Raw genomic sequence first — 21,072 nt, 5'->3', positions numbered from 1 at the left:
TGTGTGCTGAGGCATCCATTCGTCCATCGAAAAAGACCGCATTTCATATCCGATTTTTAGGCGTACTGTGGAGCTTGCGTAATAGTCAAGTACCGAGCAGCACGAGCAAAGCGGGGAAATAATCTTTAAGGGCTTGGCGGAGGACTTTAAGCGTTTTGGTGATATGATACTCGATGCTTTTGATTGAAAGTTCGAGATCATTTGCGATTTCGCGATGACTTTGGCGTTCGTACTTGCTGCGGATAAATATTTGACGCGACTGTTCCGAAAGGGAGTTGAGCGTCTTTTGTATGATGGACTGTATTTCTTCAGAGAAGAGCTGCTCCGGATTACAAGCTTCGAGGGTGGAGATGCGCACATTCAGTTCCCAGGCCTCATACTCCGAAATAAAACGTTCCACTTCCTCACGTTTTTGCTCACGTCTCAGGTAATTGATACATCTGTTCTTTACGATAGTCAGGACATACGCCGGAATATTCGTCTGATGCGGCAGAACGGAGCGGTTTTCCCAATAGTACATCAAGCTGTCCATTACGATATCTTCCGCTGTGGCCGTGTCGCGTACATAGGTACGGGCAAAACGGATGTATCGTTGACGGTAGTCGTGATACAAACGGTTGAAATCATATATATCCGTTCTCTTTTCCACAGTTCAGGTTAAAGATTGCAGTATCCGTACGGGAGAGGGCAGGTACGGTTTATTACCGGCCCCCTCTTGCGGGTACTTCTACCGGTCGCGTCGCACGTAAGGAAATGACGCATCGGAGCGAAGTGTTTCCTGACTCTCTTTCCGTTTTCAGAAAGGCAGATCGTCTGCCGGATCGGAAGGGGGAATTTCCGGCGGCGGAAGCGGTTGATCGATCGGTTGCATTCCGCCCGATTCGTTATCCGGCTCCACTCGCCAGGCGCGTATATCGTTATACCAGCGTCCGTTGTATTCACGGCAATCGATGTCGAACGAAATTTTCAGATCCTGTCCTTCCTGAATGTTAAACTGGTCGATCCGGTCTCCCCAAAGGTTGAACATCATTTTTCGCGGATACTGAGCGTTCCGGTCATATTCGATCACGTATTCCTGTTTTCTCCATGTTCCGTTCTTGCCTTCGCCCGTCTGAACCGGCTGAACGACGATGATTTTTCCTCTTACTTCCATATTTCTTTCACTTTATGATATTTCTAACATCTATTATTAATAGGCTCGTGCGAAAAGAACGCGTTGTGCGGACGGTTTGCCGGTTACCATACATTGTCCCGGCGTTGTGTCGTCGAAAGGAATGCAGCGGATCGTCGCTTTCGTTTCGTTTTTGATGCGTTCTTCCGTTTCGGGCGTACCGTCCCAATGAGCCAGAATGAAGTTGCCTTCTTCGAGTTTTTCTTTAAATTCTTCATATGTATCGACTTTGACCGTATGCTTCTCACGGTTATCCAACGCTTTCCGGAAAATATTCTTCTGAATTTCTTTAAGCAGATTCTTCACGTATGCCTCGATTCCATCGCAGGTAACCGTTTCTTTTTCGAGCGTATCGCGACGCATGACCTCGATTGTGTTGTTTTCGAGATCGCGTCCGCCCATAGCCAAGCGTACGGGCACTCCTTTCAGCTCGTATTCGGCGAATTTCCAGCCGGGTTTCTTTGTATCGCGGTCGTCATATTTCACGCTGATGCCTAACGCTTTCAGACCGGCGATGATTTGATCGACCTTCTCGCTGATTTGCGCCAATTGCTCGGCAGAGCGGTAAATCGGGATGATCACGACTTGTATCGGTGCCAGATGCGGAGGCAGCACCAGCCCGTTGTTGTCGGAGTGCGACATAATCAGCGCCCCGATGAGCCGTGTGGAAACGCCCCACGAAGTGGCCCACGCATAGTCGGTCTTTCCTTCTTTATCGATGAACGTCACATCGAAGGCCTTCCCGAAATTCTGTCCGAGGAAATGCGATGTACCGGCCTGTAAGGCTTTCCCGTCCTGCATCATCGCCTCAATGGTGTATGTATCGACGGCACCGGCAAACCGCTCGCTTTCGGTCTTTACGCCTTTGATTACAGGCATAGCCATATCGTTTTCGGCAAAATCGGCATAGACATCCTGCATCTTCCGTGCTTCAATTTCGGCTTCTTCGCGTGTGGCATGTGCCGTATGGCCTTCCTGCCAGAGGAATTCGGCCGTACGCAGAAACAGGCGCGTACGCATTTCCCAGCGCATCACGTTCGCCCACTGGTTGATGAGCAACGGTAGATCGCGATACGACTGAATCCAGTTTTTATACGTGTTCCAGATGATGGTTTCGGAGGTAGGGCGGATGATAAGTTCTTCTTCGAGGCGGGCGGCCGGATCGACGATGACCCCGCTACCTTCCGGGTCATTCTTCAGACGGTAGTGCGTCACAACGGCGCACTCTTTGGCGAACCCTTCGACGTGGTCAGCTTCGCGGCTCAGAAACGATTTCGGGATCAGCAGTGGAAAATAAGCATTCTGGTGTCCTGTTTCCTTAAATTTATTGTCGAGAATGCGCTGCATCTTTTCCCAGATTGCATACCCGTAGGGCTTGATGACCATACAGCCGCGCACGGCCGAATTTTCGGCCAAATCGGCTTTTACGACCAAGTCCTGATACCATTGTGAATAGTTTTCGTCCTGTGAAGTGAGTTCCTTTAGTTCTTTTGCCATTGTAGTTTGTTTTCGTTTTTTAATATTGTTCGCTCTCGTTCGGGAAATCGCCTGCTTTGACATCTTCGATGTAGGTGTGAAGCGCCTTGGTCATCTCTTCGTAAAGATTGGCGTAGCGACGCAGGAAGCGAGGCGAAAAATCCTGATTGATCCCGAGCATGTCGTGCATCACCAGCACCTGACCGTCTACACCGCCCCCGGCACCGATACCGATCACGGGGATTTTCAGTTCGGAAGCTACCTGTGAAGCCAATGCTGCGGGAATCTTTTCGAGTACCAGCGCGAAACATCCCCACTCTTCGAGCAGATGCGCATCTTCGAGCAGTTTGCGGGCTTCTTCTTCTTCGCGGGCACGGACGGCGTAGGTACCGAACTTGTTGATCGATTGCGGCGTCAATCCCAAATGTCCCATGATCGGAATGCCGGCGCACAAGATACGTTGTATGGATTCTTTGATTTCCGACCCGCCTTCCATTTTGATGCAGTCGGCATGGGTCTCTTTCATCACGCGGATGGCCGAGGCGAGTGCCTCTTTCGAATTGCCCTGATACGTTCCGAAAGGCAGATCGACGACGACAAGCGCCCGTTTGACGGCTTTCATCACCGATTTGCCGTGATAAATCATCTGATCGAGTGTAATGGGAAGGGTTGTTACATTGCCTGCCATGACGTTCGAGGCCGAATCGCCGACGAGAATCACATCCATGCCTGCCCGGTCGATGATTTGTGCCATCGAATAGTCGTAGGCCGTAAGCATCGAAATCTTTTCGCCGCGCTGTTTCATTTCAAAAAGGCGGTGTGTCGTTACCTTGCGGTTGTCTTCTGATACTGCTACTGACATCTCCTAAACTTAAAACGTGGCAAAGGTAGTTATTTTTTATTGCAGGAAAAAACGCGAGGGGCTGTATGGTAGCAAGGTTTTATTTGCGTCCGAAAATCTCCTGCAGTTTCTCTTCCAACCCGCGTCCGTTAATATCGGCATACGCCACTCGCCCTTCGGGATCGATCAGGTAGACGGTCGGGATCCATCGGATGCCGTATTGCCCGGAAATGGTCGTTTCTTTCCATTTTTTCAGTTCGCTTACATGCGTCCACGTCAGTTGATCGTGTTTTACGGCGTTCTCCCAGTTCTCGCGCTTGTCGTCGAACGATACGCCGAGAAACGTAATGTTCTCCTTTCCGTATTGTGCGAATAGCGCCACCATTTCGGGGCTGGCCTTTCGACAGTCGTGACACCATGATGCCCAGAAATCGATCAACACGTAACGTCCCTTGAAATCGGAGAGGCTGACCGTTTTACCGTCGATCGAGGTCAACGTAAAAGCAGGCGCCTGCGTACCGATTTTCAATAAGGCCGAGTTGTCTTGTGCTTTCAGAGCAGGGATGAGCATACAGGTCATCCAGCAGAAAAATAGCATTTTTGTTTTCATATAATTTATGAGTTTAAAAGTAAAAGATGATTGCTTATTGTCATCGCATCGGGAGAGAGAATTAAAAGAAACCCAACATCTTTTGTAAACCGATGCTTGCCAGAATGATGGTGATCCAACAGCATAGTCCCAGCAGTAAAGGTTTGGTCCCCGACCGAAGCAGTTTTTTTATATCCGTATTTAAACCGATAGCCGTCATTGCCATAATAATAAAGAATTTGCTCAATTGCTTCAGTGAAGAGAAAGTTCCTTGAATCATGTCCGTAAATTCACCGCGTAATCCTCCTCTTTCTATTGCGTAGTTGCAGATTGTGGTCAGCAGAGAGGCTAAAATAAAACAGGCGATAAACATCGGGAATGTTCTTTTCAACGAAAATCCGTTCGCACGTGGCTGTTTTTTCGCCTGATAGAGGGCCAGAGAGAGTGTGATTGGAATGATGGCGAGTGTTCGGGTCAATTTGACGATGGTGGCATGGTCTAAGACTTGTGTTCCGGTCTGATGCATGCTGTCCCAGACCGATGCGGCAGCTGTTACCGACGAGGTGTCGTTGATGGCTGTTCCGGCGAAGAGCGCAAATCCGGCATGCGAGAAATTCAATCCGTCTCCCAACCAAGGAAACAGGATGGCGGCGATTACGTTGAACAGAAAGATGACGGATACGGCCTGAGCGATTTCCTCATCACGGGCGTTGATCACCGGAGCGGTGGCTGCGATGGCCGATCCTCCACAGATCGACGAGCCGACTCCCACGAGTGTGGCTGTGCCCGCTGGTATATGCATGGCTTTGCCCAAGAGATAGGCGACGGTCAATGCCGCTCCGATAGAAACGATGATAAGGGGAAGCGATGTACTCCCTACCGTGATGACCGTTTGCAAGTCCAGACCAAAGCCTAACAGAACGACGGCGTATTGCAAGACTTTTTTCGATACAAACGAAATACCCGAAGCGATCCGGGTTTTATCTTTGATCAGATGACCGATCATGATCCCTGTTATAATGCCGAATACCGGTCCGCCTATAAGAGGAAAAAAAAGACCTAAGCCCCATGCCGGTATTGCAAGTGACAGACAAAGAAGAATGCCATATCCCCCGATCCGGTTCACTTGACTAATCATGTTTTGTAATTTATCGTACATCATGTACTTTCTGCTGAAACCCGTCTAAGTTTGCTATATATTATATGTATCCCGATCGGCAAATATAGGGTAGAAATGCCAAACATCGAAATTTTATCCGATACTTTTACGGTCGTGTGGTAATTCCATGCGCGTTGGTTATTCATTTGCTGTCAAGGCCTCTTTGTACATGAAGGGTTTGTTTCGCAAGGGGGAATGGGGTTACGGAAAAAATATCTATCTTTGCCGCATGTTCAATTTTTTATTCAAACGAAAATGAGTGTAGGATTAATCATTACGATTGTCATCGTCGTAGTATTGTTTCTTTTTTTTATGTCGGTATACAACCGGCTGGTCCGTTTCCGCAACAATCGCGAAAATGCGTTTGCCGATATCGATGTGCAGTTAAAACAGCGTCACGATCTGATACCGCAGCTGGTCGAAGCCGTTAAAGGGTATATGAAGCATGAAAGTGAAACGCTGAAGAGCATCACGCAAGCCCGTTCCGCTGCCATGTCGGCACAGAGTATCGATCAGAAAATTGCGGCCGAGAATCAGTTGTCTGCCGCGCTACGGGGGCTGACCGTGTCGGTCGAAGCTTATCCCGACCTGAAAGCCAACGCCAACTTTATGCAGTTGCAGGAGGAGATGGCCGATATCGAAAACAAACTGGCGGCCGTGCGTCGTTACTTCAATTCGGCGACGAAGGAATACAACAATGCCGTCGAAACGTTCCCGGCTAATCTTGTGGCCGGCATGTTCGGTTTCCGTCGCGAGACGATGTTCGATCTCGGCCAGCAACAACGCGCGCAACTGGACGAGGCGCCGAAGATAAATTTCTGATCCGGTGAAATACCTCGGTATACAGACGCAGCAACGGAGAAATAACATCCGATCGATGATGATGTTATTGCTTTTCCCTTGCGTCATCCTTTTTCTGACATGGGTTTTCTTCGTGATTATCCATGTCTTTCTCGGCTCGGACGATGCGGCGGCCGTTTCTTCCTGGGAAGATTCCTGGTTCATTGCGAACGAATCGTTTCTCAACGCCGCGCCATGGGTGGTGGGCGTTTGTTTCGTCTGGTTTCTGGTCGCTTACTTCTCCAATACGGCCATCATCCATGCCGCGACCGGGTCGCATACGCTGGAACGGCGGGACAATAAACGCGTTTATAATCTGGTCGAGAACCTTTGTATGGCCAACGGGATGCCGATGCCGAAAATCAACGTGATCGAAGACTTGTCGATGAATGCCTTTGCCAGCGGACTGAATAAACAGACGTATACCGTCTCGCTCTCGCGCGGAATTATCAACCGTCTGAGCGATGATGAGCTGGAAGCCGTTATCGCGCACGAGCTGATGCATATTCGCAATCGCGACGTACACGTACTGATCGTTTCCATCGTCTTCGTCGGCATCTTTTCGTTTCTCACCCAGATTGCTTCGCGCAGTCTGCTGCACGGAAGCGTACGAAGCAGTAAAAACGACAAAAACGGAGGAGGGCTCGCTATCCTGTTAGTCATTCTGGTACTGGCCATCATCGGCTACTTTATTACGATTCTGATGCGCTTTGCCATCTCCCGCAATCGGGAATACATGGCCGACGCCGGAAGCGCCGAGATGACGAAGAATCCGCAGGCACTGGCCTCGGCCTTACGTAAAATATCGACCGATCCGCTGATCGAAGCCGTCGAACAAAGCGATGTCGCGCAGCTCTTTATCGAGAACCCGATGAAGAAAGGCGCCTCGTTCATCAACGAATTATTTGCGACCCATCCGCCCATCGAAAAAAGAATCCGGGTGCTCGAACAGTTTTGATCGTCCCGAACAACTTCTTTTCTTCAAAACGTAAATCAGAGTAATGGAACAAGAAAGCCCGTTATTAAACGAACACCATAAAACGGAACATCCCCCGATGCACACGGCCGAGCATATCCTGAACCAAACCATGGTGAGAATGTTCGGTTGTCCGCGCTCCCGAAATTCGCACATCGAACGCAAGAAATCGAAATGCGACTACCTGCTTGCCTCCGCCCCGACGGACGAACAGATCGCGGAGATCGCTGAGCGTGTGAACGCGGTGATCGACCGGCATCTGCCGGTCACGAGCGAGTACATGTCGCACGAAGAGGCGGCGGCGTTTGTCGACTTGAGCAAACTGCCCGAAGGCGTATCCGAAACATTGCGCATTGTCCGCATCGGCGACTACGACGCCTGCGCCTGTATCGGACAACATGTTTCGAACACCTGCGAAGTCGGCCATTTTAAAATCATTTCGCACGATTACGAAAACGGACGGCTCCGTATTCGCTTTAAGCTGACGTGACGCGGCTTGCGACGCGGTCAGCCGCCCGGGCCGCATCTCTTTCTTCCGCAGGCGTAAAAATTATCTGCTGCCGGTTGTCGGTTGGCAATTATTTTATACCTTTGCACATGGCTTGGAAAAACAAGCCGGTAAACATTCGCAACATTTAATATTCGATAAATTCAATCATTATGCAGACGATCGATTCCTTTAATTTTGCCGGAAAGAAGGCATTTGTACGGGTAGATTTCAATGTACCCTTAGACGAACAATTCAATATCACGGACGATACGCGTATCCGTGCTGCCTTACCCACCCTGAAAAAAATACTGAGCGATGGCGGCAGCGTCATCATCGGTTCACATCTGGGACGTCCCAAAGGCGTTACCGATACATATTCGCTGAAACATATTCTCAAACACGTATCCGACCTGCTGGGCGTCGATGTACAGTTCGCCAACGATTGCATCGGCGAAGAAGCCAAAGTCAAAGCCTCTGCCCTGCAACCCGGCGAAGTGTTATTGCTCGAAAACCTGCGCTTTTATGCCGAAGAAGAAGGCAAGCCCCGCGGATTGGCCGAAGACGCTTCGGAGCAGGAGAAGGCGGCCGCCAAGAAAGCCGTGAAGGAAAGCCAGAAGAAGTTTGCCGAAACGCTGGCTTCTTATGCCGACGTGTATGTGAACGACGCATTCGGAACGGCCCATCGCGCGCATGCTTCAACGGCGTTGATGGCCGCTTATTTCGATGCCGATCACAAGATGTTCGGCTATCTGATGGAGAAGGAAGTGAAGGCCGTAGAGAAAGTACTCAACGACATCAACCGACCCTTTACCGCCATTATGGGAGGATCGAAAGTATCGTCTAAGATCGAGGTGATCGAGAACCTGCTTAATAAGGTCGACAACCTGATTATCACGGGCGGAATGACGTATACGTTTATGAAGGCGCTGGGTGGAAAAATCGGAAAGTCGATCTGCGAAGACGATAAATTAGACCTCGCCCTCGAATTGCTGGCCAAAGCCAAAGAAAAAGGTGTGAACCTCGTATTGGCCGAAGATTCGAAGATTGCCGACGATTTCAGCAACGATGCGAAAACGGCTTATGCTCCCAGCAATGAAATCCCCGACGGATGGGAAGGCATGGACATCGGTCCTAAGACAGAAGAGAAATATGGTAAAGTGATTCGCGCTTCGCAAACGATTCTTTGGAACGGCCCGACAGGGGTGTTCGAGTTCGACAATTTTACGCACGGATCGCGCTCGGTAGCCGAAGCCATTGTCGAAGCCACGAAGAACGGCGCTTATTCGCTTATCGGAGGCGGCGACTCGGTAGCATGTATCAATAAATTCGGATTGGCCGACGGGGTATCGTACGTATCGACCGGAGGCGGCGCGCTGCTCGAAGCCATCGAAGGAAAAACTCTTCCCGGAATCGAAGCGATTCGCGGGTATTGAGAGCAAAAAACGAAGCAAGATGATTCAAAAAACGAAGCGAAATTATTTATAGTTACGCAAAAAGAACGCTGAGTTTCCAAGCGCGGGGGGTGACCTTCGCGCTTGTGTTTTATTCGGGTAGAACGCAGGGGCGTCTCTGCCCCGATTTAGATACCTTACTAATAAGGGGGGCTTTACGTGTGCCCCCCTTATTCTCGAAATCATGAAAATCTGCACGGATCGTCCGTGCAGTAGTGTACGTTCCGTCCGTGCAACGGTGCACGGACTGTCCGTGCAAAAAGTTCGCGTGGTTATCCGACCACAAAAACTTTTTCCCACGTTGTAATCCGTGGTGTTTTCAACAACCGGCTACCGCTTCCTGCATACTGGGTGGCTACCCTGATGCGGTAGGTTCCGGCGTCGAGCGCGGGTACCATGGCCGTCAGGCTCGAAGGTTTGTTCGATACCAGTACGTTGGCCTTGACCGGAGGCAGTGCGCCTTCGGCAGGAACGAACCATAGCCCGACAGACGGTTCTGTTCCTTCGATACGCAGCCCGCTGCCGAATACCTGTATGACCCCTCCGGGGGTAAGTTTCTCGTTGCTCGTGCCGCTCAGCACATCGCGCACTTCGATTACCGAAGGAGCAACAGCCGATCCTTCGGTCTTCGATGTTTTTACCTGCTTCTCCACGTCGCGCAAGAGCGTACCCTTGTTCAGGTTCACGTAGAGGCGATGTCTGTTGGGATCGAACGCGTCCATGGCTCCGTCAAAAACACCGCTGATCGAAAACGACGTGTTGAACAGCGGCATATTGACCGCCCCGCCGTCTTTGACAATGTCGGCAACCACCTCTTCGAGCGAGTTGAGCACCGCCAGAATGTCCGTTTTAGTCAGCAAAGTACCTCGTCTGAGCATCATTTCCACGATCGTGTCCCGGTCGAACGATTTGACATCCACCGGCGTCGCCATAAAATCATCGGGGCGAGCCGTCAACAAATTCTCTGATAATACGTATTTAACCATAGTTTAGAAAGATTTGTGTCTGTCCGGACACCCCGTGCATCGTTTATCGGGCTATACCGATGATGGATGCCGGACAGCGTGTTACGTCCCAAAGATAAGGTCTTTTTTTCTGATTACCTAAAAAAAACTTGTTTTTCTGCGTCGTATTCTTATCTTTGCATGAAATTATAGTATATCGTATTTACAATGAAGTGATAAAAAATACCTCTATGAAGAAGTTTATATTACTGCTTACACTCTCATGGCTTGCTTTTTACGGCCATGCACAGGATACCGAATTCTGGTTCGTCTCGCCCGATTTCGGGACTTATTTAGACAGGCCGAATCCAAGGCCGCAATACGGAGTTCCGGAAACGGGCACGGATATGCCGATTTTCATCGTCTTTTCCAATCAAAGCAAAACGCAGACGGCCCATGTCACCCTCGAACTGTGGGCCGGAAATGCCACCCCCGAACGTACGACGTACAGTATCCCTCCGGGAGGCTCCGACCGTGCGCAGTTTTTAGATGCCGCAGCCATCGCCAAGGTCGAAAATCCTCGTGCTGCTGCCGGAACGGTTACGAACTACGGCATACGCGTCACCTCCGATGTCGGCATCATCGTCTATTATCAGTTGATGAATTATACCTCCGGCGATCTCTTCACGCTCAAAGGTGCTCCGGCGCTCGGTACCGAGTTTTACATTCCCTTTGCCACGCATTATACGAATATCGGCGCCACGGTGCCGGGCTTGCCTCAGCCTAGAGACGGGTATGACCAGATCGATATCGTCGCTACGGAAGACAATACGTACCTGTCGTTCGAACTCAAGAAAGACTGCGACGGATTTCCGGCCGGTACGCATACGAATGTCGGGCCACTCAACCGCGGACAAACGCTCAAACTCAAAGAAACCGTGATGAGTGATAATCCCCATAAACTTACCGGCTCCAAGATTACCGCTACCAAGCCGATTGCCGTCACGATGGTGCAGGATTTTACCGGACTGCCGGCTTTCTCCGGACACGACGCCATGGGCGATCAGCTGGTCCCGACCGATCGTTTGGGCAAACGATATGCCGTGATTCGCGGATACACCGGCGATAATACCCCGGCCGTCTACCGCCTCAAAGACATCCTCTACCTGATGGGAACGAAAGACGGCACGAATATTACCCTGAAATATTTCGATGCATCCCATACGCTTCAAACCGTGAACCGTACGGTCAATGCCGGGCAAATTACAGACTTTGAAATGGGGAACAGTCACAACGAAATCACGAAAGCAATTACCGTCGAAGCCTCCGAACCCGTCTATTGTTACCATGCCTCCGGTTACGGCAAAGAAGAAGGAGGGGCATTGATTCCGTCGTTATATTCGATCGGACAAAGCGCGCTCTCGTTCTACCAGTCCAACTTCAACAAAAATGCCATCTTCGTTATTTTCCGCGATACCTGCGAGCGTTACTTTACGATCGGATATGACGGAAATACGTATCCGCTTGCGGTCACCGACATGCCGCTTCCGGGGATAGACGACTGGAAATGGGGAAAAATCGAGCTGCCGGATGCGGCTAAGAACAAACTGGTGAAAATCGAAAACTCCGAGTCTCCTTTCTCACTCGGTTATTTTAACAGCGCCGGCGGTACGGGGAATTACGGTTATCTCTCCGGTTTCGGACAGTTTAAATTCGATCCCGATACGCTGTGGAGATGCGCATCGAATCCGCAACCGAAAACCTTGATGGGCGGCTACGCCAAAGATTACAAATGGATATTACCCGACAGTTCGATCGTGCAAGGGCCCAGTCGCTCCGTCCTGAAAGCCCGCACAAACGGTCCATACGTCTTACTGATGGATCAGGATTTGGGGGCAGGTGAACAATACTGGGTGAGAGATACCTGCTGGGTGCTCGATATGCAGTTTCAGGCAGCCGTCAACCGCAAGCCCAACAAACCCGCCAAGCTAAATGTTCCGCAACTCTTCGACGCGTCCGTCAGCCCCTCACTGGCTAACTCATTGACGTATCACTGGACATTCGAGGGCGGTAAGCCCGAACGTTCATCGTTCGCAGCTCCGTTAGTGACGTGGAATTCAACGGGCGAGAAAAAAGTAACCTTACGTTTGTCTGCTACGGCCGGCGCCGGCGTGCATCAAATCACGTGCGACACGACGATCGAGTTGACGGTTGATGTCCGTTCGGCCGTTAACGGTTACTTTGTGAACGGCTCTGTTACGGGTGGCAAGGGTGACGGTTCGGACTGGGAAAACGCCTTTCCGCGACTTGAGGATGCGCTCTCGGTGGCTTCGCAGGGCGATTACGTGTGGGTGGCTCAGGGCGAGTACACCCCGCCCAAAGGAGGTTCGTTCCTGATCGATTACGACAGTGTACATGTGTACGGAGGTTTCAAGGGCACGGAGACGAATCTGAGCGAACGCAATCCTGCGGAGTATCGTACGGTGCTGAAGGGCAACGGTAATTCGGTGGTGATCTTCGACGGTTCGACGACGTATACGAACGGTTCGTGCGGCACAAGCCGCGACGCGCGACTCGATGGCTTCACGGTGCTGGGCGGAACGGCAAGAGAAGGCGCGGGGATTCTGTTCCGCGGGGGCGCCTCGGGAACGGTGGCTAACTGTATCGTCAAAGAGAACACGGCGCGTGAATCCGGTGGCGGAATCTACATCGGCGGGGAATATGCGGGCTGTACTTCATCGGACGATGTGCTGATCTATAATACGGAACTGAGCCATAACCGCGCTTCGACAGGAGGTGGTCTGTACAATAACGGCAGCAACTTCCTTTCGGTAAACAATACGTTAAGCGGGAACATGGCCTCATCGGCTTCAGGCTTCTATAACAGCGATGGCAATCCGGTACTCCGCAACACGATCGTGTGGGGTAACCTCACGGACGGTTCGCTGGGCGGCGATGTGCTGAACGCGGGCGGAAGTCCGTACTGGAAGCATTGTAACGTGTCGGGCTGGGGCGCTACGCCGGGACGCGACGGAGGCAACAATATGGATCGCGATCCGCTGTTTTTGCGCAAAGGATATGATTCGGACCTGACGCCTCGCAAGGATGGCGATTACCGTCTGTCACAATCGAGTCCGTCGGTAAACCGTGGCTACAACCCCTTTGTTTTGTCGGGCTTCAGGAATATCGCGAGCCTTACGCTCTCCCGGCCGACGGATGGCCGATACGTTTCATCATTGCGGAACGATCTGAGCGGTCGCGCGAGAATCTATGACGATGTGGTCGATATGGGTGCTTACGAGTATCACCCGAATCAGGGCACGGTAGATTTGGTGCACAGTGTGGAAATCGGTCGTTACGCCCATGTAACGACGTCTCCGGGTCAGGGTTTTCACTATGTGAGAAGTCAAAGTACGTTTACGCTTGTGTTGACACCGGAGCCGGGTTATACGCTGGAAGGCTTGAAGGTGACGACGGGTTCGAAATCGCAGGACGAGTTAGGCTTTATGAAGGTAACGCATAACGCGGACGGTACGGTGACGGTACAATTCCGTCACGTAATCGACCCGTTGAAGGTGAGACTCACGGGCGTGAGTCCTGTTTCGAACATCTCGGTAGAACAGGCCGACGAGGTCTGGTCTTCGAATGGTGTGCTGTATGTTCGTACGGGCAGTCCGAAGGATGTGTACGTCTACTCGCTGACGGGTCAGTTGTTACATAAGCTGGCTTCGTCGCCGGGAGAACGCACGCTTAGCGTTTCTCGCGGGGTGTATATCGTGAAGCTGGGCACGGATACGGTACGTAAGGTCGTGGTGAGATAGATAACGAATATATGCTTGAATGACGAGCATATGATTTTAGTTTTCATGATATTTAAGTTTTAATTTCACAGGAAGGCGGTCGTCGGGATGACGGCCGCCTTTGTTTGGAGGAAGACCATGATCTCTTTCGCACCGGCATTCGGCATTTGGCAGATTCGGCAATCTTTTCTACTTTTACGACATGAAACCGAAACACGATTTAACGCAAGGGGCGGTCTGGAAGGTCATCTTGACGTTTGCTTTTCCCTTGCTTATCGGCAATCTGATTCAGCAGGTTTACAACCTTACCGACAGTGTAATCGTCGGGCGATTTTTGGGCAAGGAGGCGCTGGCGGCCGTTTCGGCTTCGTTTTTCATCTACTATTTCATTATCTCGTTCGTGATCGGTATAGGGAGCGGTATCACGGTCATCGTTTCGCAATATTACGGGGCGCGGCAGTACGACAAGGTACAGCGCGCTTTTTCGTCGTTTTGTGGCTTCACGCTGATTGCCGGTATACTGCTGTCGGTGGCCGGCATCGTATTTACCGAAGATTTTTTTCGGCTGACCCGCACGCCTGAAGATGTCATTCCGCAAGCCGTCCGCTATTTTCGCATCTATGTGGGCGGAACGGTGCTGTTTATTACGTTCCACAGCATGTCGTCCGTTTTGCGGAGCATGGGCGATTCGGCGCGTCCGATGATTTTCGTCCTCATCACCGCCGTACTGAACATCCTGTTCGATTTGCTTTTTATCGTCGGGTTCGGGTGGGAGATCGAAGGAGCTGCCCTTGCGACCGTCGCGGCGCAGGGCATCGGGGTATGTATTGTATTGGCATACATCCACCGGCGTCATCCGTTGCTGTCCATTCGTCGGAGGGATTGGGTCTTCGACACCAAACTCTTTATGCAGGGGTTGCGTATCGGCATCCCGACGAGTATCCAGCAGGTCTCCATCGCCATCGGTCTGGTGGCGCTTCTGGGGATCGTCAACCGGTTCGGAACCGATACGTTGACGGCTTACGGGGCAGCCGGAAAGGTCGATTCGTTCATCACGCAGGCGCTTCTGACCGTTTCGAGCGCGCTGGCTGCTTTTTGCGGACAGAATATCGGTGCGCAGCGGTTAGACCGTGTGCGTGAAGGCGTACGTTTTGCCTTGACGTTTAATCTGCTCTTTTGCGCCATGGTGTTTGCCGCCGTATGTTTCTTCGGGAAAGCAATGATGCAGGCTTTTACGCACGATGCCGAAGTGATTGCCATCGGTTACGAATATCTGTTGATTCTCGGAGGTTTTCTCGTGGTTCACGGTGCGTTGGGAATCTTCAACGGCGCGATGCGCGGAGCCGGAGATACGCTGTTTGCGATGGTGACGACGATCGTTACCTTCTGGCTGATCCGTATACCGCTGGCTTACGGTCTCAGCCATGCGTGGGGACGCACAGGCATCTGGTGGGCGATTGTGCTGAGTATCTCACTCGGATTCGTCGCCACATACATTTATTATTATACGGGGCGATGGAAAAAGAGGAGGGTCATTTCCTGACTCCTCCTCTCTGTCCTTGTGTTTTATTGAAATGTCATCAGTTTGCTGAGATATTTCCCGATGATGTCGAATTCGAGGTTCACGACCGTTCCCTGCTCGATCTGCCCGAAATTCGTACAGTCGTGCGTATAAGGAATGATGGCTACCTCGAAACGGTTGGTCTGTGAGTTGCAGACGGTCAGACTGACGCCGTTCACACAGACGGAGCCTTTCTCGACGGTCATGTATCCCTGTTTGGCCATCGCCGGGTCGATTTCATATTCGAAAGCGTAGTACCAGCTGCCGTCGGCTTCCGTTACCCGCGTGCAAACCGCGGTCTGATCGACGTGCCCCTGCACGATGTGTCCGTCCAGCCGTCCGTTCATCAGCATGCTGCGCTCCAGATTCACCCGGTCGCCCACCTTGAGCAGCCCCAGATTCGAACGTTCGAGCGTCTCTTTGATGGCCGTCACGGTGTAGCTCTCCGGCGTTTTCTTCACTACGGTCAGGCACACCCCGTTGTGCGAGATGCTCTGATCAATTTTCAACTCGTCGACAAACGAGCAATGCAACGTCAGATGCAGGTTGCCCTTGTCTTGCTCCAGCGCAACGACGGTTGCGGCTTCTTCTACAATTCCTGAAAACATAATAATAGAATGTGGGATGATTATTTCTGTTGTTCCAACTGCAATGTCTTCGTCGGTTGGTCGCATACGCTCGACGGACCGAAGTACTGTATCGGACCCGGATAGACATAGTCCGTGCTCAGCGCCCATTCTTCGCGACGTGCGGCATATGCTTTGAACGGAGCGTCTTCGAGTTTGACGAGCGCCTTCTGAATCACCGGTTTCATTTCGCCGTGACGACGCTCCATGTTCATCATCATCGTCACCGGAATACCGCCGGCAATCCATTTATCGGCCGATGCGGTCGTATTGCGTACCGACGACATGTAGCCCGTTTTACCGGCCTGAATCAGGCAGGCAGCCGCATATCCGAGCGAATAGCAATAGTCGGCGTCGTAGTTCGACGGAGCGGCGCAACGGCCTTCGTAACCGAAGAAGTGCATCTGAGTGGCGAACTTGCCGGTATATTTCCCTTCCGCTTTCCATTCGGCCAGACGGTTGCCTACCATCTCGGCCAGCAGTTTCTCCGTTTCGATAAGCGATACCTGTACGTTGCCGTGCGGGTCGCGTTCGAGGGTGAGCTGACGGGCTACGCCTTCGGGTAAGCTGGCGTACAGCTCGGAGTTTTCTTTCGTCAGCTTCGCGATGATGTAGCTGCGCTGCTCGCTCTTCTTGATCATCTTGAACTCCGTTTCGTGCTTGGCGAGGAAGTCGTTCAGTTCGGCGATCAGCCGTTTCATGGCCGGGATAAATTCTACCAGTCCTTCGGGAATCAGCACCGTCCCGAAGTTGTTGCCGGCTTCCGAGCGTTTGAGGACAACCGTTGCGATCTGGTTTACGATATCGTCGAGCGTCTGGTTTTTGGCTTCCACCTCTTCCGAGATGATGCAGACGTTCGGGTGGGTTTGCAGCGCACATTCCAAAGCGATATGCGAGGCCGAACGTCCCATCAGTTTGATGAAGTGCCAGTATTTACGTGCCGAGTTACAGTCGCGCTGGATATTTCCGATCACCTCCGAATAGACCTTACATGCCGTATCGAAACCGAACGACGTTTCTACCTGCTCGTTTTTCAAGTCGCCGTCGATCGTTTTCGGACAGCCGATCACCTGCACGCCGGCGCCGATCGATTTGTAATATTCCGCCAGTACGCAGGCATTCGTATTCGAGTCGTCACCGCCGATAATCACGAGCGCCTTGATGTCGAGCTTTTTCAGAATCTCTAATCCTTTATCGAACTGTTCTTTCTGTTCCAGCTTCGTACGTCCCGAACCGATCATGTCGAATCCTCCCGTGTTACGGTATTCGTCGATGATATCGGCCGTTAACTCCATATATTTGTGCTCGATCAGACCGCTCGGGCCTAAAATAAATCCATACAGACGGGATTCTTTGTTTCCCGATTTCAGTCCGTCGAACAGTCCGGCAATTACGTTGTGGCCGCCCGGCGCTTGTCCGCCCGATAAAATCACACCGACGTTGATCGGCGGCATCGCTTTCTTTTCGTTGCTTTTCTCGAATGTCACAATCGGCATGCCGTACGTGTTCGGAAACAGTTTTTTGATGTCTTCCTGATCGGCTACCGATTCAGTATATTCGCCGTCTACGGCTTTTACGGCTCCTTTCAGTGCGGTGGGCATCTTCGGAACATAGTGTGCCCGCTCAATTTGTAATGCGCTCTTTGTCATGATGTATTGCTTTTTTAGTAAATCTATTTGTCTCTTGTTTTTTGCGTCCGCAAAGATAATGTTTTTCCGCGAACCTCGTACCGTACGATTTGGCCTTTTTCGCATGGCTCATCCATTTGCATCGTTTGAGGTGCTCATGTTGCAGCGATGAAAAGGAAGTGTTTTCGGAGAGTAGATAAGAAAGAGAAATGCGGAGAAACTACTCCTTTTAGTTATATTTAACTACAAAAGTTAGTTTATGAACTAAATTATCTCGTTATTTGTGGTCGTAATTTGAACAGGAGGACAGATGTATGCAAAAGTTAACAGCTAAAGAAGAAGAATTGATGCTCTTTTTTTGGGAGAAAGGAGCGTTGTTTGTCAGGGAAATACTCGATTTCTATCCGGCTCCGAAGCCTCATTTCAATACGCTCTCGACCATTGTGAGGGGGCTGGAAGAGAAAGGGTTTTTGGCGCATAAGACGTTCGGGAATACGTATCAGTACTACGCCGTCATCAGTAAGGAAGAGCATCGGCGCGGTACGTTGCGGAGTGTCATCCGTAAATATTTCGATAATTCGTATCTGCACGCCGTTTCGTCGCTTGTGCAGAGCGAAAATATTTCGGTCGAAGAATTGAAGGCTTTGATCCGTGAAGTGGAAAAAAACTCACCGCCCGCAGGCGATCAATCTTGAAGCATCATGGGAGCATTTTTTTCTTATTCGCTGCAATCGGCACTGTGCCTCGCGGTATTCTATTTGTTTTACACCTTCGTGCTCAGTCGTGAAACGTTTCATCGGCTCAATCGCTACACGCTGCTTGTCATCATGGCGCTGTCGTGGATGATACCGCTGTTTGCCGGTGCGCTGTCGTTCCGTACCGGTGCGAATGTGATGCCGGAAATGATCGTTGAGGAGCCGCTCGCAGCTCTTTCCAAAGGTGCTGTGACGCCATTCGAGTCGTCTGTCTGGCAGTCTGTCTTTGTACCGGTCTTTACGTTATATTTTATCGGCATCGCTTTTTGCGTACTTTATCAGGCAGTGTCTTATTTACGGTTATGGCGGTTGCTCTCTAAAGCAAAGCGCACGGTATTGCATAACGATATCCGGCTGATCATACATACCGACACGCGCATGGCTCCGTTCAGTTGGATGAAGTATATTGTGCTTTCCGAGGAGGACTATACCGACGACGGTGCCGCGATTATCGCGCACGAAACGGCGCATATCCGCCTTCGCCACTCGTGGGATTTGATGGCTGCGCATGTTTTCGTCATTCTGCAATGGTTCAATCCTTTCGCATGGCTGGTATACCGCGACTTGCGGAATACGCACGAATATGAAGCCGATAAATCCGTTCTCGACGAAGGATTCGAAGCGCAACATTATCAATTATTGCTTATAAAAAAAGCCGTCGGCACACGACTCTACTCCATGGCCAACGGCTATAATCACAGTAATAACCTCAAAAAACGTATCACTATGATGTTACAAAAAAAATCGAATGCATGGGCACGGTTGAAGTACGCGCTTGTACTCCCGTTGGCAGCTACGACTGTTGTTGCCTTTGCCCGCCCGGAAATCTCACGTCCGTTCGACGAGATTTCGAGTGTCAAAGTTAGTTATTTTGCTCCGGCCGCCCAACCCGTCGAAGCAAAAAGTGTAGAAAAAGTCGTTGCTCCGCCTCGACAGGAAGTTGCCGCACCGGTCGAAACGGTAGTGGAAACGCTTGCTCCTCGTAAAACGAAAGTGCCTGCCGCCAAACCCAAACCTGTACCTACAACACCCGAAGATACCGTGGTGTTTGTTGTGGTGGAGGAAATGCCTGAATTTCCGGGTGGAATGAGTGCGATGATGAAATATCTTGCTCAGAATATCAAGTACCCGGTCAAAGCTATCGAGAAAAAAATCGAAGGACGGGTTGTCACAGCATTTGTTGTAAGCTGCGATGGAAGTCTCCGGGATGTTCAGATTGTAAGAAGTGTTGATCCGGATTTGGATGCGGAAGCAATCAGGGTGATCAAATCGATGCCGAACTGGAAACCCGGAAGACAGAGAGGAAAGGATGTGGCAGTAAAATATACGCTTCCGATTACTTTCAGATATCCTCAAGCGAAGGACTCGCTTCAAGCGAAATAAGGTATCGTTTGCTTCAAGAAGTGATAGGAGCTGCCTTGCAATGTTGGGATTGTGGGGCAGCTTTTTCTTTGCGGATGGTTGTTTATTGAAAATACGGAATTAATATCTGTCTGTTTGCATATTATATTAAGGCGGTGTGTCATAACGGGCAAACTGCTTCGTTGCTTGCGGAATGAGAGCTCGGTCACATCCCTTAGTATGCTCCCTCACCCTCATCCTTAGCGCCTTGCTTTTTACCCATTCTTACACACCTAAAGAGGGTGGGCCCAAACATTGCATTTTGACACACCCTCGCCCCGCAGGTATTCATCAATTTTTTCTTCAAACGTATTTTTAGTAATCAGGCGATGCATCATTACATTTTTCTTTTGTCCGATACGATAAGCTCTGTCGGTTGCCTGATTCTCGACGGCAGGATTCCACCACAGGTCGTAGTGGATGATGTGCGAAGCGGCCGTGAGGTTTAATCCGGTGCCGGCAGCTTTGAGCGAGAGAATGAATATTTTGTTGGCCCGATTCGTTTGGAAGCGTTCTACCATGTTCTTTCGTTAACCGATGCGACTGTTCCGATACATCCACGAATATCCCCGATCGCTTGTTCGGCAATATCTAAAATGGCGGGATCGAGTTCCCGGTTAAGTAATTTCGAAATCAACACCGGCCTTGCAATGATTTTTTGCATCAGTATTTCAATCTGATCTTCAAAAAATGGCGGGACGGTATGGAGAAGGGCGACTTTCGGATACTTTGGCCATTATCGTATTATTGTTCATTTTTACAGATTGTACGTACCCGCTCCTTGCATAAGCGGCTCCTCGTGGCAGACGGTTGTCATAATCTGCATTTTCCAATGAACGTAACCAATGTTCACCCCACCATGTTTTACCGAATTGAATAGCTATAAGAATGTGTAATGATTTTTTGATGGCGGATGCAAAGATGCTGATTTTTTGAATCTTATTGCTCAATTGACGAATGTTTATGTTTGTCTTTTCGTCGGATATTGCTTATTTTTTTCATCCATAGATGGATGTAAGATGAAAGGACATAGCTTGACGGATCGGAGCAAGGATACCGACAAGCCGTTACAGCTGTTGTGGTGGTGTGTCATAACGGGCAAACTGCTTCGTTGCTTGCGGAATGAGAGCTCGGTCACATACCTTAGTATGCTCCCTCACCCTCATCCTTAGCGCCTTGCATTTCACCCATTCTTACACACCTGAAGAGGGTGTGCCCAAACATTGCGTTTCGACACACCCTCATAGAACAAATCATAATGAATTTCATTCAGGTCTTCAGCTCTGCGAACAAGGTACGGATGTCGATCCCCCACCCTTGCGGGATGGGGCTGAAATAATCCGGGCTTTCAGCCCTTGTATGCC

General features: G+C 50.6%; 19 protein-coding genes. 8 read left to right on the top strand and 11 right to left on the bottom strand.

The window, feature by feature from the left end:
- Positions 1-85 precede the first annotated feature (85 nt).
- The 6 genes from Q4A89_RS04235 to Q4A89_RS04210 all read right to left on the bottom strand — a co-directional run bounded on the left by Q4A89_RS04235 (position 86) and on the right by Q4A89_RS04210 (position 5,215).
- Positions 86-649, bottom strand: coding sequence for an RNA polymerase sigma-70 factor (locus Q4A89_RS04235; RefSeq protein ID WP_303184011.1), 564 nt, complete (start codon positions 647-649; stop codon positions 86-88).
- A gap of 147 nt (positions 650-796) precedes the next feature.
- Positions 797-1,153 (bottom strand): DUF3127 domain-containing protein, encoded by a 357-nt coding sequence (locus Q4A89_RS04230; RefSeq protein ID WP_303184010.1) that lies wholly within the window; start codon positions 1,151-1,153, stop codon positions 797-799.
- A 36-nt stretch (positions 1,154-1,189) separates the two neighbouring features.
- Positions 1,190-2,668, bottom strand: coding sequence for a proline--tRNA ligase (gene proS / locus Q4A89_RS04225; RefSeq protein WP_303184009.1), 1,479 nt, complete (start codon positions 2,666-2,668; stop codon positions 1,190-1,192).
- Between the two features lie 19 nt (positions 2,669-2,687).
- Positions 2,688-3,509, bottom strand: a complete 822-nt coding sequence (panB, locus tag Q4A89_RS04220; protein ID WP_303184008.1) for a 3-methyl-2-oxobutanoate hydroxymethyltransferase — start codon at positions 3,507-3,509, stop codon at positions 2,688-2,690.
- Between the two features lie 79 nt (positions 3,510-3,588).
- The gene (locus Q4A89_RS04215) at positions 3,589-4,098 is read right to left on the bottom strand and encodes a peroxiredoxin (protein WP_303184007.1); all 510 of its coding nucleotides are present in this window, start codon (positions 4,096-4,098) and stop codon (positions 3,589-3,591) included.
- A gap of 61 nt (positions 4,099-4,159) precedes the next feature.
- Positions 4,160-5,215, bottom strand: a complete 1,056-nt coding sequence (locus Q4A89_RS04210) for a YeiH family protein (protein WP_303184006.1) — start codon at positions 5,213-5,215, stop codon at positions 4,160-4,162.
- 276 nt (positions 5,216-5,491) lie between these two features.
- Here Q4A89_RS04210 and Q4A89_RS04205 point away from each other — a divergent pair, with 276 nt between their 5' ends.
- The 4 genes from Q4A89_RS04205 (at position 5,492) to pgk (ending at position 8,975) form a co-directional block, all read left to right on the top strand.
- A complete protein-coding gene (locus Q4A89_RS04205) occupies positions 5,492-6,058 on the top strand; it encodes a LemA family protein (RefSeq protein ID WP_303184005.1) in 567 nt (188 codons plus the stop codon).
- Positions 6,059-6,062: 4 nt separating this feature from the next.
- Complete coding sequence (locus tag Q4A89_RS04200; RefSeq protein WP_303184004.1) at positions 6,063-7,034, top strand: M48 family metallopeptidase; 972 nt, start codon at positions 6,063-6,065, stop codon at positions 7,032-7,034.
- A gap of 43 nt (positions 7,035-7,077) precedes the next feature.
- Positions 7,078-7,542, top strand: a complete 465-nt coding sequence (locus tag Q4A89_RS04195; RefSeq protein ID WP_303184003.1) for a hypothetical protein — start codon at positions 7,078-7,080, stop codon at positions 7,540-7,542.
- A 170-nt stretch (positions 7,543-7,712) separates the two neighbouring features.
- Positions 7,713-8,975, top strand: coding sequence for a phosphoglycerate kinase (pgk, locus tag Q4A89_RS04190; RefSeq protein WP_303184002.1), 1,263 nt, complete (start codon positions 7,713-7,715; stop codon positions 8,973-8,975).
- A gap of 290 nt (positions 8,976-9,265) precedes the next feature.
- On the opposite strand, the gene Q4A89_RS04185 is transcribed toward pgk, so the two are convergent.
- Positions 9,266-9,979, bottom strand: coding sequence for a DNA-binding domain-containing protein (locus Q4A89_RS04185; RefSeq protein ID WP_303184001.1), 714 nt, complete (start codon positions 9,977-9,979; stop codon positions 9,266-9,268).
- A 209-nt stretch (positions 9,980-10,188) separates the two neighbouring features.
- Here Q4A89_RS04185 and Q4A89_RS04180 point away from each other — a divergent pair, with 209 nt between their 5' ends.
- Together Q4A89_RS04180 and Q4A89_RS04175 are read left to right on the top strand one after the other, a co-directional pair.
- A complete protein-coding gene (locus tag Q4A89_RS04180) occupies positions 10,189-13,758 on the top strand; it encodes a hypothetical protein (protein WP_303184000.1) in 3,570 nt (1,189 codons plus the stop codon).
- A gap of 181 nt (positions 13,759-13,939) precedes the next feature.
- A complete protein-coding gene (locus tag Q4A89_RS04175) occupies positions 13,940-15,280 on the top strand; it encodes an MATE family efflux transporter (protein WP_303183999.1) in 1,341 nt (446 codons plus the stop codon).
- A gap of 23 nt (positions 15,281-15,303) precedes the next feature.
- Here Q4A89_RS04175 and Q4A89_RS04170 read toward each other — a convergent pair whose 3' ends face one another.
- Both Q4A89_RS04170 and Q4A89_RS04165 read right to left on the bottom strand, forming a co-directional pair.
- Positions 15,304-15,906: a riboflavin synthase gene (locus Q4A89_RS04170; protein ID WP_303183998.1), complete on the bottom strand. Its 603-nt coding sequence runs from the start codon at positions 15,904-15,906 to the stop codon at positions 15,304-15,306.
- 20 nt (positions 15,907-15,926) lie between these two features.
- The gene (locus tag Q4A89_RS04165) at positions 15,927-17,573 is read right to left on the bottom strand and encodes a diphosphate--fructose-6-phosphate 1-phosphotransferase (RefSeq protein ID WP_303183997.1); all 1,647 of its coding nucleotides are present in this window, start codon (positions 17,571-17,573) and stop codon (positions 15,927-15,929) included.
- 293 nt (positions 17,574-17,866) lie between these two features.
- Between Q4A89_RS04165 and Q4A89_RS04160 the strand changes: the two genes are divergently transcribed.
- Positions 17,867-18,247, top strand: a complete 381-nt coding sequence (locus Q4A89_RS04160) for a BlaI/MecI/CopY family transcriptional regulator (protein ID WP_303183996.1) — start codon at positions 17,867-17,869, stop codon at positions 18,245-18,247.
- Between the two features lie 6 nt (positions 18,248-18,253).
- Positions 18,254-19,690, top strand: a complete 1,437-nt coding sequence (locus tag Q4A89_RS04155) for a M56 family metallopeptidase (protein ID WP_303183995.1) — start codon at positions 18,254-18,256, stop codon at positions 19,688-19,690.
- Between the two features lie 251 nt (positions 19,691-19,941).
- Here the strand turns inward: Q4A89_RS04155 and Q4A89_RS04150 are convergent, their stop codons facing one another.
- Together Q4A89_RS04150 and Q4A89_RS04145 are read right to left on the bottom strand one after the other, a co-directional pair.
- Positions 19,942-20,229: a helicase-related protein gene (locus Q4A89_RS04150; protein WP_303183994.1), complete on the bottom strand. Its 288-nt coding sequence runs from the start codon at positions 20,227-20,229 to the stop codon at positions 19,942-19,944.
- A gap of 162 nt (positions 20,230-20,391) precedes the next feature.
- On the bottom strand, positions 20,392-20,658 hold the full coding sequence (locus tag Q4A89_RS04145; protein ID WP_303183993.1) for a hypothetical protein: 267 nt from the start codon (positions 20,656-20,658) through the stop codon (positions 20,392-20,394).
- Positions 20,659-21,072 lie beyond the last annotated feature (414 nt).

Origin of the sequence: Tannerella sp. (assembly GCF_030528505.1) — a bacterium.
In the GTDB taxonomy this organism is placed as follows: domain Bacteria; phylum Bacteroidota; class Bacteroidia; order Bacteroidales; family Tannerellaceae; genus Tannerella.
This window is presented reverse-complemented; position numbering and strand designations above follow the sequence as displayed.

Coding starts and splice junctions, on each gene's coding strand:
- Q4A89_RS04230 (WP_303184010.1), bottom strand. CDS start 1,153: ATGGAAGTAAGAGGAAAAATCATCGTCGTTCAGCCGGTTCAGACGGGC.
- proS (WP_303184009.1), bottom strand. CDS start 2,668: ATGGCAAAAGAACTAAAGGAACTCACTTCACAGGACGAAAACTATTCA.
- panB (WP_303184008.1), bottom strand. CDS start 3,509: ATGTCAGTAGCAGTATCAGAAGACAACCGCAAGGTAACGACACACCGC.
- Q4A89_RS04215 (WP_303184007.1), bottom strand. CDS start 4,098: ATGAAAACAAAAATGCTATTTTTCTGCTGGATGACCTGTATGCTCATC.
- Q4A89_RS04210 (WP_303184006.1), bottom strand. CDS start 5,215: ATGATTAGTCAAGTGAACCGGATCGGGGGATATGGCATTCTTCTTTGT.
- Q4A89_RS04205 (WP_303184005.1), top strand. CDS start 5,492: ATGAGTGTAGGATTAATCATTACGATTGTCATCGTCGTAGTATTGTTT.
- Q4A89_RS04195 (WP_303184003.1), top strand. CDS start 7,078: ATGGAACAAGAAAGCCCGTTATTAAACGAACACCATAAAACGGAACAT.
- pgk (WP_303184002.1), top strand. CDS start 7,713: ATGCAGACGATCGATTCCTTTAATTTTGCCGGAAAGAAGGCATTTGTA.
- Q4A89_RS04185 (WP_303184001.1), bottom strand. CDS start 9,979: ATGGTTAAATACGTATTATCAGAGAATTTGTTGACGGCTCGCCCCGAT.
- Q4A89_RS04180 (WP_303184000.1), top strand. CDS start 10,189: ATGAAGAAGTTTATATTACTGCTTACACTCTCATGGCTTGCTTTTTAC.
- Q4A89_RS04175 (WP_303183999.1), top strand. CDS start 13,940: ATGAAACCGAAACACGATTTAACGCAAGGGGCGGTCTGGAAGGTCATC.
- Q4A89_RS04170 (WP_303183998.1), bottom strand. CDS start 15,906: ATGTTTTCAGGAATTGTAGAAGAAGCCGCAACCGTCGTTGCGCTGGAG.
- Q4A89_RS04165 (WP_303183997.1), bottom strand. CDS start 17,573: ATGACAAAGAGCGCATTACAAATTGAGCGGGCACACTATGTTCCGAAG.
- Q4A89_RS04160 (WP_303183996.1), top strand. CDS start 17,867: ATGCAAAAGTTAACAGCTAAAGAAGAAGAATTGATGCTCTTTTTTTGG.
- Q4A89_RS04155 (WP_303183995.1), top strand. CDS start 18,254: ATGGGAGCATTTTTTTCTTATTCGCTGCAATCGGCACTGTGCCTCGCG.
- Q4A89_RS04150 (WP_303183994.1), bottom strand. CDS start 20,229: ATGGTAGAACGCTTCCAAACGAATCGGGCCAACAAAATATTCATTCTC.